This window comes from Sphingomonas sp. GW821-FHT09E03 (genome assembly GCF_059416225.1).
This window is the reverse complement of sequence record NZ_JBWKOS010000002.1, coordinates 572,816-586,562: the sequence shown is the minus strand read 5'-3', so window position 1 is coordinate 586,562 and position 13,747 is coordinate 572,816. Positions and strand designations below refer to the sequence as shown.

Below are 13,747 nucleotides of genomic sequence, written 5' to 3'. Positions count from 1 at the left end.
GGAAGCACATGCGATGACGGCTCCCTATCCGCTCGGCGCCAGCCTCGATACGGCAGCCGCCGGCCCGCTGCGCGCGACGCTGCTCGGCCTGGTCGAGCGCCGCCAGCCGCTGCTGCTTGACGGCGCCGGCGTCACCCGCGTCGGCATCGCCTGCCTCCAGGTGCTGGCCAGCGCCCGCGCCACCGCCGCGGCGAATGGCCTCGGCTATCGCATCGCCGGCGCCAGCGAACCGCTGGACGCGATGGCGACGCTCGCCGGGCTTGCCGTCGTGCTCGATCCCGTCACCTCAAGGGACGATCAATGAACCTCGACGAGATCCAGCAGATCTTCTTCCAGGAGTGCGAGGAAGGCCTTGCGGCGATGGAAGCCAATTTCGGCATCGTCCGCCAGGGCTCCGCCGATTCCGAGACGATCAACACCATCTTTCGTGCGGTCCATTCGATCAAGGGCGGCGCCGGCGCCTTCGGCCATGAGCGGCTGCAGGCCTTCACCCACGATTACGAGACGTTGCTCGACCTCATCCGCAACGGCTCGGCTGTGCTGACGCCCGAGCTGCTCGGCACCATCGTCGCCGCGTTCGACCTGCTCGCCGACCATGTCGCTGCGGCGCGCGATGGCAGCGCGGCGCCGGCCGATGGCGCGATGCTGGCGCGGCTGGTGGCCGCGGCGCAGCCGGGCGCGCCCGAGGTGGCCGCGACGGATACGGTCGCCGCGTCGCCGGTCGCCGCAGTAGCGACTGACGACGATGGCTTCGACGATCTGTTCGCCATGTTCGACGCCGATGGAGGTGCCGACGAGGTCGTGCCGGCATGGCGCGTCAGCTTCCGCCCCGGCGCGAGCGCGCTGGAGCATGGCGGCGAGCCGCTGCTGCTGCTGCGCGAACTGGCGCTGCTCGGCGGCACGGTGATCGACGCCGACCTGTCCGTGCTGCCGCTGCTCGGCGACCTCGATCCCGAACAGCCTTACGTGAGCTGGACGGTGTCGGTGCCCGGCGGCGTCGCCGAGGACGATATCCACGCAGTATTCGATTTCACCGACGGCGCGCTGCTGGTGGTGGAACGTGACGGCGCGGAGACGCTGCTGCCCGACGAGGAGATGCTGGTCGATCTGTCGCCCGAACCGGTCGCGGCGCCAGTGCCGCCGGTCGTGATCCCGGAGGCGGTGGTGCAGGACATCCTGCCGGCGGCCGCACCGGTCGCGGTGCGCGACCTGCCGGCGCCGTCCGCGCCGGCCGCGGTCGGGCAGACCATCCGCGTCGATCTCGACAAGCTCGACCGGCTGGTCAACCTCGTCGGCGAGCTGGTGATCACCCAGGCGATGCTCGCGCAGCGATTGTCCGAGCAATCGATGGCGGGCATCGCCGAACTAACCGACCTCGAGCACCTCACCCGCGAGCTGCAGGAATCGACCATGGCGATCCGTGCGCAGCCGATGAAGACGGTGTTCAGCCGCGTGCCGCGGATCATCCGCGAGCTCGAAACCGAGACCGGCAAGCGCGTCCGCCTCGATGTCGAGGGCGAGATGACCGAGGTCGACAAGACGGTGGTGGAGCGGATCGGCGAGCCGCTGACCCACCTCATCCGCAACGCCGTCGACCATGGCCTGGAGACGCCCGACGAGCGGGTCGCGATCGGCAAGCCCGCCGAGGGCGTCGTCCGCCTCTCCGCCGCGCATCATTCCGGGCGGATCGTCATCACCGTGGCCGACGACGGCCGCGGCATCGATCGTGCGCGGGTGCGCGCCAAGGCGGTGGAGCGCGGCATCATCGCCGCCGATGCGATCCTCACCGACGAGGAGATCGACAACCTCATCTTTGCCCCCGGCTTCTCGACCGCGGCGGCGGTGACCAACGTCTCGGGCCGCGGCGTCGGCATGGATGTGGTGCGCAAGAACGTCCAGGCGCTGGGCGGGCGGATCGGCATCCAGTCGGTACTCGGCGCCGGCTCGTCCTTCTCGCTCAGCCTGCCGCTGACGCTCGCGGTGCTCGACGGCATGATCGTCACCGTCGGCGACCAGACCTTCGTGATCCCGCTCGGCCATATCGTCGAGAGCCTTCGTCCGAGCCTCGGCGGGGTTAAGGTGATCGGGCCCAACGCGTCGCTGCTTGATGTGCGCGGCGAATATGTCCCCGTCCACCGCGTTGCCGAGCAGCTCGGCATCGCCGGCGCACAGACCGACCCGACCAGGGCGGTGTTGATCGTGGTCGAATCCGATTCCGGCCAGGCGGTGCTGATGGTCGACAGCATCCAGGACCAGCGCCAGGTGGTGGTGAAGAGCCTGGAGGCCAATTACCAGGCGATCCCCGGGCTTGCCGGCGCCACCATCCTCGGCGACGGCCGCGTCGCGCTGATCCTCGACGTGGATGCGCTGATCTCGCGCTGGCGCCGCGACCCGCGTGCCGGGTGCCTGCCGATGCCGCTGAGCATCGCCGCATGAGCGCCGCGACCAGCCAGGTGATGCGGCCGATGGAATTCGTGTTCGACGCCGCCGATCATCGCGCGATCGCCGCCTTCGTCTATCGCGAAGCCGGGATCATGATGCCGCCGGGCAAGGCGCAGCTCGTCTACGGCCGGCTCGCGCCGCGGGTGCGGACCCGCGGGCTGACCAGTTTCGCCGATTATGTCGCGCTGATCGAGCATGACGGCGACGAGCGCACCCTCGCGCTCGACGCGCTCACCACCAACCACACCAGCTTCTTTCGCGAAGCGCATCATTATGATCATTTCATCAAGCAGGAATGGCCGGCGCTCGAGCAGCGGCTCGGCAACGGCGGCCGGGTGCGGATCTGGTCGGCGGCCTGCTCGAGCGGCGAGGAACCCTATTCGCTGCTGATGGCGATGTTCGGCGCGTCGCTCGGCAACGGCCAGCGGCTCGCGCGTACCGACCTGCGCGTGCTCGGCACCGATCTTTCCACCGAGATCCTCGCCGCCGCCCATGCCGGCCGCTATGCGCTCGACGCGGTCAAGACCGTGCCAGCGCCGCTGCGCACCACCTGGCTGCGCCGCGCCGGCGACAAGGCGGAGGTGCATCCGCTGGTCCGCGAGGTCGTCGCGCTGCGCAAGCTCAACCTGCTCGAGAGCTGGCCAATGCGCCGGCCGTTCGACGCGATCTTCTGCCGCAACGTGATGATCTATTTTGACGAGGCGACGAAGGAGCGGCTGCAGGCGCGGCTCGCCGACCAACTCGTGCCCGGCGGCATGCTCTACATCGGCCATAGCGAGCGGCTCGCCGCCTCGGTAGCGCCGCAGTTCGACTGCGTCGGGCGGACCTCGTTCCGCAAGGTGGCGGCATGACGGTGCGCACCCTGGTGGTCGACGATTCGCCGTCGATGCGCGCGATGGTGAGCCATGTGCTCAGCCAGGACGCCGAGATCGAGGTCGTCGGCACCGCCGACGGCCCGCACGCCGCGCGCGAGATGATCAAGGCGCTCAATCCCGACGTGATCACCCTCGATGTCGAGATGCCGGGGATGAACGGGCTCGATTTCCTCGACAAGATCATGCGGCTGCGGCCGATGCCGGTGGTGATGCTGTCGACGCTCACCGGCCGCGGCGCCGAGGCGACGATCCGCGCGCTCGAACTGGGCGCGTTCGACTGTTGCGAGAAGCCCGGCGCCGCGTTCGGCACCGAGGTGGCCGCGGGCTTGTCGCGGATGGTCAAGGCGGCGGCGCGAAGCCGGGCACGGGCGCGGACGCTGGCGCCGTCACGTGGCCCGGCCGACTACAGCCCGCGCGCCGATGCGCTGATCGCGATCGGCTCGTCGACCGGCGGCGTCGAGACGCTGATCGAGCTGCTCGCCGGCTTTCCCGCCAACTGCCCGCCGACGGTGATTGTCCAGCACATGCCAGCGCCCTATGTGCCGACCTTCGCGGCGCGGCTCGACCGGTTGTCGGCACCCACGGTGAGCGAAGCCTATTCGGGCGCGCCGCTCAAAGCCGGCCAGGTCTATATCGCGCCGGGCGGCACCCACCATCTCGAGATAACCGGCGGCACGCTGCGGCGCTGCCGGCTGGTCGCGGATGACAAGATGAGCGGGCATCGCCCCTCGGTCGACCGGCTGTTCCAGTCGGTGGCGCGCAGCGTCGGTGCGCCCGCGGTCGGCGCGATCCTGACCGGCATGGGCGCCGATGGCGCCGCCGGGCTGCTGGCGATGCGCGAGACCGGGGCGATGACGATCGGCCAGGATGAGGACAGCTGCGTGGTCTATGGCATGCCGCAGGCGGCGCATCAGATCGGCGCCGTCACCGTCCAGCTGTCGCTGCCGCGGATCGCGCCCCGGCTGCTCCAGGAATGCCGGGCATGATCGCGATGCCGACCCGCGACGGGCTGACGCGGATCAACATCATACAGGGCGAGACGCGCGTCTCGGACGATCCCGGCGTGGTGCTCACCACGCTGCTCGGCAGCTGCATCGCCGCCTGCCTCTACGATCCGATCGGGCAGGTCGGCGGCATCAACCATTTCCTGCTTGCCGAGCCGGGCGCCGGCGACACCGATACCGCCTCGCTGCAACGCTATGGCGTCTATGCGATGGAGGTGCTGATCAACGCCATGCTGGCGATGGGCGCCGTCCGCTCCAACCTCAAGGCGCGGCTCTACGGCGGCGCGGCGTTGCGCGACGGCTTTCGCGACATCGGCGCAACCAATGCGCTGTTCGCGCGCCGCTTCCTGCGCGACGAGCGGATCACGCTGGTGGGCGAGGATGTCGGCGGCACCGCCTCGCGGCGGGTGGAATTCCGGCCCACCCTCGGCCTCGCGCGCTGCCGCACCGCCACCGAGCGCGTGCCCGAGCGCCGCATCCTGCCCCTTCCCGTTCCTGCCGCCGCGACCGGCGACGTGGAGCTTTTCTGATGACCGCCCCCGCCCAAGGAGTTGCCGTGAACGCCACGATCATGACCGTCGACGATTCACCCAGCATGCGCATGCTGCTGCGCGCGGCGCTCACCGACATGGGCTATGCCGTCACCGAGGCCGAGGACGGCCAGCAGGCGCTCGAGCGGCTGGACGGCGGCTTGCCCGATCTGCTGATCACCGACATCAACATGCCCAACCTCGACGGTTTCGGGCTGATCGAGCGGCTGCGCGCCAACCCCGACAACCGCGCGCTGCCGATCCTGGTGCTGACCACCGAAAGCTCCGACGAGAAGAAGCAGCGTGCGCGCGCCGCCGGCGCCACCGGCTGGATCGTCAAGCCCTTCCACCCCGACAAGCTCGCGGCGGCGATCCGCCGCGTGCTTCACTGAGGATCATCCCATGTCCCGTCAGCTCATCACCTTCCAGATCGGCGACCAGATCCTCGGCGTCGACATCATGGCGATCCGCGAGATCCGCGCCTGGTCGCCCGCGACGCCGCTGCCCAACGTGCCTGCGCACGTCCGCGGCGTCGTCAACCTGCGCGGCGTGGTGCTGCCGGTGCTCGATCTCAGCCACCGCCTCGGCTGGGGGCTGACCAGCCCCAGCGCGCGCCACGTGATCATCGTGGTGCGGATCGGCGACCAGCTCCAGGGGCTGATCGTCGACGCGGTGAACGACATCGTCACCGTGCCCGACGACGGCATGCAGCCGCTGCCCGACATCGGCGACAATGCCGCCGCCAACTTCCTCGAGGGCCTCGCCACCATCGACCAGCGCCTGATCCTGGTGCTGGCGCTGGAGCGGCTGATCGACACCATCGCGCTCGCCCCCTCCTCCCCCTCTCTCGCCGAAGCGGCCTGATCCGGCCCGCCAGAAGGACGTACCAATGGTTGCCCCTACCAAGGTTCTCGTGGTCGACGATTCACTGACGATGCGCGCATTATTGTCCGGCGCGCTCGAGCGGATCCCCAATGTCGTGGTGGTCGGCTCCGCCGATGGCGCCGACGAGGCACGCGCGATGACCGAGCAGCTCCGCCCCGACGTGATCACGCTGGATGTCGAGATGCCCGGGATGAGCGGGCTCGATTACCTCGCCGAGGTGATGGCCAAGCGGCCGATGCCGGTGATCATGTTCTCCACCCGCACCGAAGCCGGCGCCGAGGCTTCGGTGGAGGCGCTGCGGCTGGGCGCGATCGATTGCTTCCCCAAGCCCAAGGTCGCGGTCGCCGCCGAGTTCGACAAGATCCTCGCCAAGCTCGGCAAGCGGATCAAGGCGGCCAAGGGTATGGTGGTGCACGCGCCGGCCGTGGCCAAGGCCGCCGCTGCCGGCGCCACGCCTGCGCTCGACTGGAACGGCCGCCTGCTCGCGGTCGGCGGCGAGGCGTCGAGCACTCAGGCGATGTTCGCGCTGTTCGCGCAATTTCCCGCCAACTGCCCGCCGACGGTGGTGGTGCAGCATCTCGGCCCCGGCCTGGCCGAGACGCTGATCGCCAAGCTCGGCGAGCAGGTCGCCCCGAAGGTCGTGCTCGCCGCCGACGGCATGGCCCTTGAGCAGGGCACGATCTATCTTGCGCCGCCGGGCGACAGCCATGTGGTGGTCGATGGCTGGCCGAACGGCCGGCTCAAGATGCTCAGCCGCGACCCGGTGGCCGGCGAACGGCCATCGATCTCGATCCTGTTCGCCTCGGTCGCCAAGGCGGCAATGGGCGAGGCCGTGGGCGTGCTGCTCGGCGCCGATGGCGAGGACGGCGATGCCGGGATCAAGGCCCTGCAGGCGGCCGGCGGCTATGGCCTGGTGCCCGCTGAACCGCGCGCGGACGGCTTCGTGCTCGGCCGCCGCATGGTCTCGCAGCCGGTGCCCGGCGACCAGCTCGGGCGCAGCATCCTCAAGCTGTGCAGCAAGTGATGCTGGACCCCGCTCTTGCCCGGGCGCTGGCGGACGAGCTGGTGGACCTCACCCACCTGCTCTCCGAGCTCGCTTACGATCTCGCCGCTCATCCCGAGACGCTGCGGCGCCACATGCACAGCCTGCAGGCGGTTGATCGCGTCACCCAGACGCAGCTCGCGGTGGCCGAGCTGCTGCGCGCGACCGGACCGATCGAGCGGCGGCTGGCAGCGGTGACGCTGGAGGACATGGCGGTGCGCCTGAACGACCGGCTGGCGCGTTATAGCACAGAGGAGGCCGCTGCGTGACGCCCGGCGTTGTCAGGCAGAGCGACGCGTTCGACCCTAGCGTGGCAGCGATGCGTGCCGCCGCGCTTGATTTCGGTTTTTACGGGGGTATTCCAGCGGCAGCCGAGGAACAGTGAGATGACGATGGACGGCACCACAGCAGCATGGCGGATCGCGCGCGACGAGCACGCGGACGCCTGGAGCGGCCATGCCCAGCATGACGCGACCGGCATGGGCGCGACCGGCCGGCGCGGCTCGGCGCGCGGCAAGGCCGGCAAGAACGATGGCGACGACGACGATCTCGTGCTGGCGGCGCTCGCGCGCGGCATCATTGCCGCCCGCCGCGCGCTCGGTGACGGCTTTGATCCCGCGCTGTTCGCCGACCCCGGGCTCGACATCATGCTGTACCTGTTCGCCGAGGGCCTGGACGGCGCCGGCGTGACCACCAACGCCTGCTGCGGCGCGGCGAGCGTGCCGCGCACCACCGCGCTGCGCTGGATCAAGCTGCTTGCCGATCGCGGCCTTGTCTCCAGCAGCGGCGATGCCAGCGATCGCCGTGTCACCATGCTCCACCTGACCGCTGCGGGTCGCGCCGGTATCGCCACCTGGCTGGCTCAGGCCGAGATCATGCTCGCGCCACGCCTGTCGCTTCCGGTTCGCTGATCCGACAGCCGAGATATTCCATCGCCTGGCTGACGTGGATCGCGGCCAGCAGCTGATCCTCGGCGTCGAGCAACCGCAGCGCCTCGGCGAGGAGGGCGCAGACATGCTGATGGGCCGCCGTTGCCATCGGTTCGCTCATCAGGCCGATCCGGAACTGGCGCCGGCACCGGCGTTGCGAGCGCCACCCGAGCGGCTTGCCCGAACATCGGCACGCTGGATATCAACGAACTTGCTCACGGCGCCTCCCGGTGGATCACGATCCAATAGCGTCTAACCTGCGTTAGTGCTACTGCCATATCGGTCAAATGCGTCGGCTGATCGCATAATTGTTTCGTCATGAGTGCCCCAGACGCCCAACTTGCTTGTTCTTCAGTCGTCCTCGTCTTCGAAGCCAACCAGCGCGAGTGCCCGCGCCTTGATCTGGCGGGTCATGCACCAATGCACCAGCGCGTCCTCGCGGCCGTGCGTCACCCATACTTCGCGCGGCGCGATTTCGGTCAGCGTGTCGATCAATTCGTCCCAATCGGCATGATCGGACAGGATCAGCGGCAGCTCGACATTCTTCTGCCGCGCGCGCTGGCGCACCCGCATCCAGCCGCTCGCCATCGCGGTGATCGGATCGGGCAGCCGCCGCGACCAGCGATCGTTAAGCGCGCCGGGCGGGCACATCACGACATGGCCTGCCATCTCCGCCTTCTTGACGTCGCTCACCAGCCGCAGCTCGCCGAGCGGGACGCCGAGCTCGGCGTAGAGGTCGCACAATCGCTGCAGCGCGCCATGGAGGAAGATCGGCGCGTGATGCCCGCGCGCGCGCAGCTCGGCGATCACCCGCTGCGCCTTGCCGAGCGCATAGGCGCCGACCAGCACGCAGCGATCGGGGTTGGCATGGAGCCGCTCGATCAGCTTGTCGATCTCGTCGCCGGTGTCGGGGTGCCTGAACACCGGCAGCGCAAAGGTCGCCTCGGTGACGAACACGTCGCATTTGACCGGCTGAAAGGGCGTGCAGGTGGGATCGGCGCGGCGCTTATAGTCGCCCGAGACGACGACGCGCTCGCCGCGATGGTCGAGCACGATCTGAGCGGAGCCGAGCACATGGCCGGCGGGGACGAAGCCGACATCGACGCCGCCGCTGCCCTCAGGCCCCATCCGGATCGTCTCGCCATAGGCAATCGGATGGCCGGCCTGCTCGCCGTAGCGCGCGTCCATGATCGCCAGCGTGTCCGGCGTCGCCCACACCGCCTGATGGCCGCCGCGGGCGTGATCGGCATGGCCGTGCGTCACCAGGGCGCGCGCCACCGGCTCGGACGGATCAATCCAGGCATCCGCGGGACGCACGTAAATGCCGTGGGGGTGGGGTTCGAGCCAGTCGCCGAGCTTCGCCATGATACCTATATGGGTGAGATGACGGCTTGTTCCATTCCTCGGCGCCTTTGCTCCGTGCCGCTGCAACCGCAGCGGCGCAGGAGCGCCGGCGCCTGACCGCTCTCCCCGCCCCCCTTGCCGATTGGTTCGCGCAGCGCGGCTGGCAGCCGCGGCGGCACCAGCTCGCGATGCTCGAGCAGGGCCGCGCCGGGCGGCATGCGCTGCTCGTCGCCACCACCGGCGCCGGCAAGACGCTGTCGGGCTTCCTGCCGAGCCTCGCCGAGCTGATCGAGACGCCTACGCAAGGGCTCCACACCCTCTACGTCTCGCCGCTCAAGGCGCTGGCGGTGGACATCCAGCGCAACCTCGTCACCCCGCTCGACGAAATGGGGCTGGACGGCGTGATCCGGGTCGAGACCCGGACCGGCGACACCCCGTCTGATCGCAAGGCGCGCCAGCGGGTCAAGCCGCCGCAGATCCTGCTGACCACCCCCGAATCGCTGTCGCTGCTGCTGAGCTACCCCGACAGCTTCACCATGTTCGCCGGGCTGCGCACGATCGTCGTCGACGAGGTCCATGCCTTCGCCACCGGCAAACGCGGCGACCTTCTCTCCTTGTGCATGGCGCGGCTGCAGCGGATCAGCCCGGGCCTGCGCCGGGTGGCCTTGTCGGCGACGGTGGCGGATGCCGACGGCTATCGCGCCTGGCTGGCGCCCGATGGCGATATCGACACGGTCAGCTTGGTGCAGGGCGAGGCCGGCGCCGATCCGGACATTGCGATCCTGCTGCCCGAGGGGCGCGTGCCCTGGTCGGGCCATTCGGGGCGCTATGCCGCCGAGCAGGTGATGGCCGAGATCGAGACCCACAAGACCTCGATCATCTTCTGCAACACCCGCAGCCTCGCCGAGCTGATCTTCCAGGATCTGTGGAAGGTCAATGCGATGAGCCTGCCGATCGGCGTCCATCACGGCAGCCTCAGCCTGGAGGCACGGCGCAAGGTGGAAGGCGCGATGGCCGCCGGGCGGCTGCGCGCGCTGGTCGCGACCGCCAGCCTCGATCTTGGCGTCGATTGGGGCGATGTCGATTGCGTGATCCAGATGGGCGCGCCCAAGGGCTCGAGCCGCCTGCTCCAGCGGATCGGCCGCTCCAACCACAGGCTGGAGGAATCGAGCGAGGCGATCCTGGTGCCGGGCAACCGCTTCGAATATCTCGAGGCGCGCGCCGCGCTCGACGCGGTCGAGGCGGGCGAGCTCGATCCCGACATCTTCCGCCCCGGTACGCTCGACGTGCTCGCCCAGCATGTCATGGCCTGCGCCTGCGCGGCGCCGTTCGAACAAGCCGGCTTGCTCGACGAGATCCGCAGCGCGCTGCCTTATTCCGCGCTCGACGACGCGACGTTCGAGCGCGTGCTCGGCTTCATCCGCGACGGCGGCTACAGCCTCAAGGCCTATGACCGGTTCAAGCGGCTGACCCAGGACGCCGATGGATTGTGGCGGGTCAGCCACCCGCAATTCGTGGTCCAGCACCGGCTCAATGCCGGGATCATCGTCGAGGCGACGATGCTCACTGTGCGCTTCAAGAACGGCCGCAGCCTCGGCAAGGTGGAGGAAGGCTTCGCCGCGAGCCTCACCCCCGGCGACACCTTCTTCTTCGCCGGCATCTCCTGCGAGGTGGAGCGGATCGACACCGAGGATCTGGTGGTGCGCGCCTCGTCCAAGCCGGCGCGGATCCCGACCTATGGCGGCTCGCGGATGCCGCTGTCGACCAGCCTCGCCGATCGCGTCCGCGGCTTTCTCGATTCCCCCGGCGAATGGGCGCGCTTCCCCGACGACGTGCGCGAATGGCTCGAGTTCCAGCGGCTGCGCTCGGCGCTGCCGCGGCCGGGCCAGCTGCTGGTCGAAACCTTCCCGCGCGAGGGGCGCCACTACATGGTCGCCTACAGCTTCGAAGGCTGGAACGCGCACCAGTCGCTCGGCATGCTGATCACCCGGCGGATGGAGGCGCAGGGGCTCAAACCGCTGGGCTTCGTCGCCAACGACTATGCGATCGCGACCTATTCGATCGAGAAAGTCACCGATCCCGCCTCACTGTTCAGCGCCGACATCCTCGAGCATGAGTTCGTCGACTGGGTGCAGCAATCGCACCTGCTCAAGCGCGCGTTCCGCGAGGTCGCGGTGATCGGCGGGCTGGTCGAGCGCCAGCACCCCGGCAAGCGCAAGACCGGGCGCCAGGTGACCTTCTCGACCGACCTGATCTACGACGTGCTGCGCAAGTACGAGCCGACCCATCTGCTGCTCCAGGCGGCATGGGACGATGCGCGGGCGCGGATGACCGATGTCGGCCGTCTCGCGGGTCTGCTCGACCGGGCCGCGGAGACGATGCTGCATGTCGATCTCGACCGGGTGACGCCGCTCGCGGTGCCGGTGCTGACGCTGATCGGCCGCGAGAAGGTGGCGACCGGCTCGGCCGACGATGCGCTGCTGATCGAGGCGGAAGCGCTGGCGGCAGAGGCGATGCGGATCGATTGAGGTGGCGCGCCCCTCAAGCCGTGCGGATCGATCGGCCGGCGGGCGCCCCCTAAAACCGTCATGCTGAACTTGTTTCAGCATCCATGGCCCAACGCGACCCGCAGGCGTGCGGTGAGATTAGGCCATGGATCCTGAAACGAGTTCAGGATGACGAGGGGTAATGGCGGCGGCGGACGCGCTAGACGGCGACCTGTTCGCCGAGCTCGACCACCTTGCCGGGCGGGATGCGCAGGAAGTCGGTGGGGTCGCTGGCGTTGCGCTGCATGAACATGAAGATCCGGTCCTGCCACAGCGGCATGCCGACATCGGCATCGGGCTTCAGCGTGTTGCGGCCGATGAAGAAGGAAGTCTTCATCGGATCGAGCCCCAGGCTCTCGGCCTTGCCGCCGACGCCGAGGTCGTGCGGCACGTCCGGCGTTTCCATGAAGCCGTAGCTCAGCACCACCGAGGTGAAATTGTCGTCCAGCCGCTGCACGGTGGCGCGGTGGGCGGCGTCCACCACCGGGCGATCCTTGATGCGGATCGTCGCGACCAGGTTGTGGGCGTGGAGCACCTTGTTGTGCTTGAGGTTGTGGAGCAGCGCGCCCGGCGCGTCATCGGGGTTGCCGGTGAGGAACACCGCGGTGCCCTCCACCCGCTCGGGCGGACGCTTGGCGAGCGCCGCGGCGAGATCGGCGAGCGGGATGCTCTGGCGCTGCTCGAAGGTGCGCACGATGCCCTTGCCGCGCACCCAGGTGGAGATCAGCAGGCCGATCCCGGCGGCGATCAGCAGCGGCACCCAGCCGCCCTCGATCACGCGCAGGATGTTGGCGCCGAAGAAGATCAGGTCGAGCATCAGGAACGGCAGGATCGCGGCCAGCGCCAGCGCGCGCGGCCAGTGCCAGACGTGGCGCGCGACGATGTAGCCGAGCAGCGTCGTCACCACCATCGTGCCGGTGACCGCGATGCCATAGGCGGCGGCCATCGCCGACGAGGTCTTGAACTCGATGATCAGCACCAGCACGCCGATCAGCAGCAGCCAGTTGATCGCGGGCAGATAGATCTGCCCGGCGAAGGCGGCCGAGGTCTGGCGGATGCGCATCCGCGGCAGCAGGCCGAGCTGCACCGCCTGCTGGGTGAGCGAGAAGGCGCCGGTGATCACCGCCTGGCTGGCGATCACGGTGGCGAGGCCGGCGAGCACGATCAGCGGCCCGCGGAACGATTCGGGCGCCATCAGGAAGAACCAGTCCTGATTGACGAACGGCTTGCCCGCGCGCGCGGCTTCCTCGAGCCGGGCGAGCGCGAAGGCACCCTGGCCAAGATAGTTGAGCATCAGCGCGGGAAAGGCGAGCGCGAACCAGCCGATGCGGATCGGCAGCCGACCGAAATGGCCCATGTCGGCGGTCAGCGCCTCGGCGCCGGTGACGGTGAGGAACACCGCGCCGAGCACGAACAGGCCGGTGACGCCGTGGCTGGCGAGGAACTCGATGCCGTAGATCGGCAGCAGCACCCGGAAGATCGAGGGCTCGTCGGCGATATGCCACAAGCCGAGGCCGCCAATAGTCAGGAACCAGACGATGCACACCGGGCCGAACAGCGCCGCCATGCTCGCCGTGCCGCGGCGCTGCATGAAGAACAGCGCGATCAGGATAACGATGGTGAGCGCGCGGATGCTGCTTTCGTTGAACACGTGCGCCGCGCTCGGGATGGTACGCAGCCCCTCCATCGCCGACAGCACCGACAAGGCCGGGGTGATGATCGCGTCGCCATAGAAGAGCGACGCCCCCGCGGCGCCGAGCACCAGCGCGATCGTCGAGCGGCGGCCGAGAGCGCGCCGGGCCAGCGCCGCGAGCGCGAGCACCCCGCCCTCGCCGTGATTGTCGGCGCGCATCAGGAACAGCACGTATTTGACGGTGACGATCAGCGTCAGCGTCCACAGCGCCAGGCTGAGCACGCCGAGGATCTCCGACGGATCGATGCCGTCGCCGGCCGACTGCCCGAGTGCTTCGCGAAAGGCGTAGAGCGGGCTGGTGCCGATATCGCCGAACACCACGCCGATCGCGCCAATGGTGAGGCCGATCAGCGCCGGATGCGGCTGATGATGATCGCTGGGTTCCACTGCGAGCGACATGCGCGCGTCTAATCCTTGAAGGGACGTCGTTTGGACAAAGAACTGGGCTTCGACAAAG

General features: G+C 69.1%; 14 protein-coding genes. 11 read left to right on the top strand and 3 right to left on the bottom strand.

Annotated elements, in window-relative coordinates:
* Positions 1–13 precede the first annotated feature (13 nt).
* The 10 genes from AC07M8_RS07130 (at position 14) to AC07M8_RS07085 (ending at position 7,689) form a co-directional block, all read left to right on the top strand.
* On the top strand, positions 14–304 hold the full coding sequence (locus AC07M8_RS07130; RefSeq protein WP_495173660.1) for an STAS domain-containing protein: 291 nt from the start codon (positions 14–16) through the stop codon (positions 302–304).
* Positions 301–2,436: a chemotaxis protein CheA gene (locus AC07M8_RS07125; protein WP_495173659.1), complete on the top strand. Its 2,136-nt coding sequence runs from the start codon at positions 301–303 to the stop codon at positions 2,434–2,436. Before AC07M8_RS07130 ends, AC07M8_RS07125 begins: the two co-directional genes overlap by 4 nt.
* Entirely contained in the window at positions 2,433–3,293 is an 861-nt protein-coding gene (locus AC07M8_RS07120) for a CheR family methyltransferase (RefSeq protein WP_495173658.1), read from the top strand. Before AC07M8_RS07125 ends, AC07M8_RS07120 begins: the two co-directional genes overlap by 4 nt.
* The gene (locus tag AC07M8_RS07115) at positions 3,290–4,303 is read left to right on the top strand and encodes a protein-glutamate methylesterase/protein-glutamine glutaminase (RefSeq protein ID WP_495173657.1); all 1,014 of its coding nucleotides are present in this window, start codon (positions 3,290–3,292) and stop codon (positions 4,301–4,303) included. The genes AC07M8_RS07120 and AC07M8_RS07115 overlap by 4 nt, the downstream gene beginning before the upstream one ends.
* Positions 4,300–4,851 carry a chemotaxis protein CheD gene (locus tag AC07M8_RS07110; protein ID WP_495173656.1) on the top strand — a complete coding sequence of 184 codons (552 nt, stop codon included), beginning with the start codon at positions 4,300–4,302 and terminating at the stop codon, positions 4,849–4,851. Before AC07M8_RS07115 ends, AC07M8_RS07110 begins: the two co-directional genes overlap by 4 nt.
* Positions 4,852–4,877: 26 nt before the next feature.
* On the top strand, positions 4,878–5,243 hold the full coding sequence (locus tag AC07M8_RS07105; RefSeq protein ID WP_495173655.1) for a response regulator: 366 nt from the start codon (positions 4,878–4,880) through the stop codon (positions 5,241–5,243).
* A gap of 10 nt (positions 5,244–5,253) precedes the next feature.
* Positions 5,254–5,715 (top strand): chemotaxis protein CheW, encoded by a 462-nt coding sequence (locus tag AC07M8_RS07100; RefSeq protein WP_267395664.1) that lies wholly within the window; start codon positions 5,254–5,256, stop codon positions 5,713–5,715.
* 25 nt (positions 5,716–5,740) lie between these two features.
* Complete coding sequence (locus AC07M8_RS07095; RefSeq protein WP_495173654.1) at positions 5,741–6,760, top strand: chemotaxis protein CheB; 1,020 nt, start codon at positions 5,741–5,743, stop codon at positions 6,758–6,760.
* Positions 6,760–7,047, top strand: coding sequence for a hypothetical protein (locus AC07M8_RS07090; RefSeq protein WP_495173653.1), 288 nt, complete (start codon positions 6,760–6,762; stop codon positions 7,045–7,047). The genes AC07M8_RS07095 and AC07M8_RS07090 overlap by 1 nt, the downstream gene beginning before the upstream one ends.
* Positions 7,048–7,164: 117 nt before the next feature.
* A complete protein-coding gene (locus AC07M8_RS07085; RefSeq protein WP_495173652.1) occupies positions 7,165–7,689 on the top strand; it encodes a hypothetical protein in 525 nt (174 codons plus the stop codon).
* Here AC07M8_RS07085 and AC07M8_RS07080 read toward each other — a convergent pair.
* A complete protein-coding gene (locus tag AC07M8_RS07080) occupies positions 7,652–7,816 on the bottom strand; it encodes a hypothetical protein (RefSeq protein WP_495173651.1) in 165 nt (54 codons plus the stop codon). The two genes, AC07M8_RS07085 and AC07M8_RS07080, sit on opposite strands and share 38 nt — an antisense overlap.
* 242 nt (positions 7,817–8,058) lie before the next feature.
* Positions 8,059–9,072, bottom strand: coding sequence for a ligase-associated DNA damage response exonuclease (locus AC07M8_RS07075; protein ID WP_495173650.1), 1,014 nt, complete (start codon positions 9,070–9,072; stop codon positions 8,059–8,061).
* A 92-nt stretch (positions 9,073–9,164) separates the two neighbouring features.
* Between AC07M8_RS07075 and AC07M8_RS07070 the strand changes: the two genes are divergently transcribed.
* Positions 9,165–11,579: a ligase-associated DNA damage response DEXH box helicase gene (locus tag AC07M8_RS07070; protein WP_495173786.1), complete on the top strand. Its 2,415-nt coding sequence runs from the start codon at positions 9,165–9,167 to the stop codon at positions 11,577–11,579.
* Positions 11,580–11,757: 178 nt separating this feature from the next.
* Here AC07M8_RS07070 and AC07M8_RS07065 read toward each other — a convergent pair whose 3' ends face one another.
* Positions 11,758–13,689 (bottom strand): potassium transporter Kup, encoded by a 1,932-nt coding sequence (locus AC07M8_RS07065; RefSeq protein ID WP_495173649.1) that lies wholly within the window; start codon positions 13,687–13,689, stop codon positions 11,758–11,760.
* Positions 13,690–13,747 lie beyond the last annotated feature (58 nt).

What these genes read in the sequence shown, in the direction of transcription:
- AC07M8_RS07090 (WP_495173653.1), top strand. Translation starts at nt 6,760, where the DNA reads ATGCTGGACCCCGCTCTTGCCCGGGCGCTGGCGGACGAGCTGGTGGAC.
- AC07M8_RS07115 (WP_495173657.1), top strand. Translation starts at nt 3,290, where the DNA reads ATGACGGTGCGCACCCTGGTGGTCGACGATTCGCCGTCGATGCGCGCG.
- AC07M8_RS07125 (WP_495173659.1), top strand. Translation starts at nt 301, where the DNA reads ATGAACCTCGACGAGATCCAGCAGATCTTCTTCCAGGAGTGCGAGGAA.
- AC07M8_RS07085 (WP_495173652.1), top strand. Translation starts at nt 7,165, where the DNA reads ATGACGATGGACGGCACCACAGCAGCATGGCGGATCGCGCGCGACGAG.
- AC07M8_RS07110 (WP_495173656.1), top strand. Translation starts at nt 4,300, where the DNA reads ATGATCGCGATGCCGACCCGCGACGGGCTGACGCGGATCAACATCATA.
- AC07M8_RS07100 (WP_267395664.1), top strand. Translation starts at nt 5,254, where the DNA reads ATGTCCCGTCAGCTCATCACCTTCCAGATCGGCGACCAGATCCTCGGC.
- AC07M8_RS07065 (WP_495173649.1), bottom strand. Translation starts at nt 13,689, where the DNA reads ATGTCGCTCGCAGTGGAACCCAGCGATCATCATCAGCCGCATCCGGCG.
- AC07M8_RS07075 (WP_495173650.1), bottom strand. Translation starts at nt 9,072, where the DNA reads ATGGCGAAGCTCGGCGACTGGCTCGAACCCCACCCCCACGGCATTTAC.
- AC07M8_RS07120 (WP_495173658.1), top strand. Translation starts at nt 2,433, where the DNA reads ATGAGCGCCGCGACCAGCCAGGTGATGCGGCCGATGGAATTCGTGTTC.
- AC07M8_RS07130 (WP_495173660.1), top strand. Translation starts at nt 14, where the DNA reads ATGACGGCTCCCTATCCGCTCGGCGCCAGCCTCGATACGGCAGCCGCC.
- AC07M8_RS07095 (WP_495173654.1), top strand. Translation starts at nt 5,741, where the DNA reads ATGGTTGCCCCTACCAAGGTTCTCGTGGTCGACGATTCACTGACGATG.
- AC07M8_RS07080 (WP_495173651.1), bottom strand. Translation starts at nt 7,816, where the DNA reads ATGGCAACGGCGGCCCATCAGCATGTCTGCGCCCTCCTCGCCGAGGCG.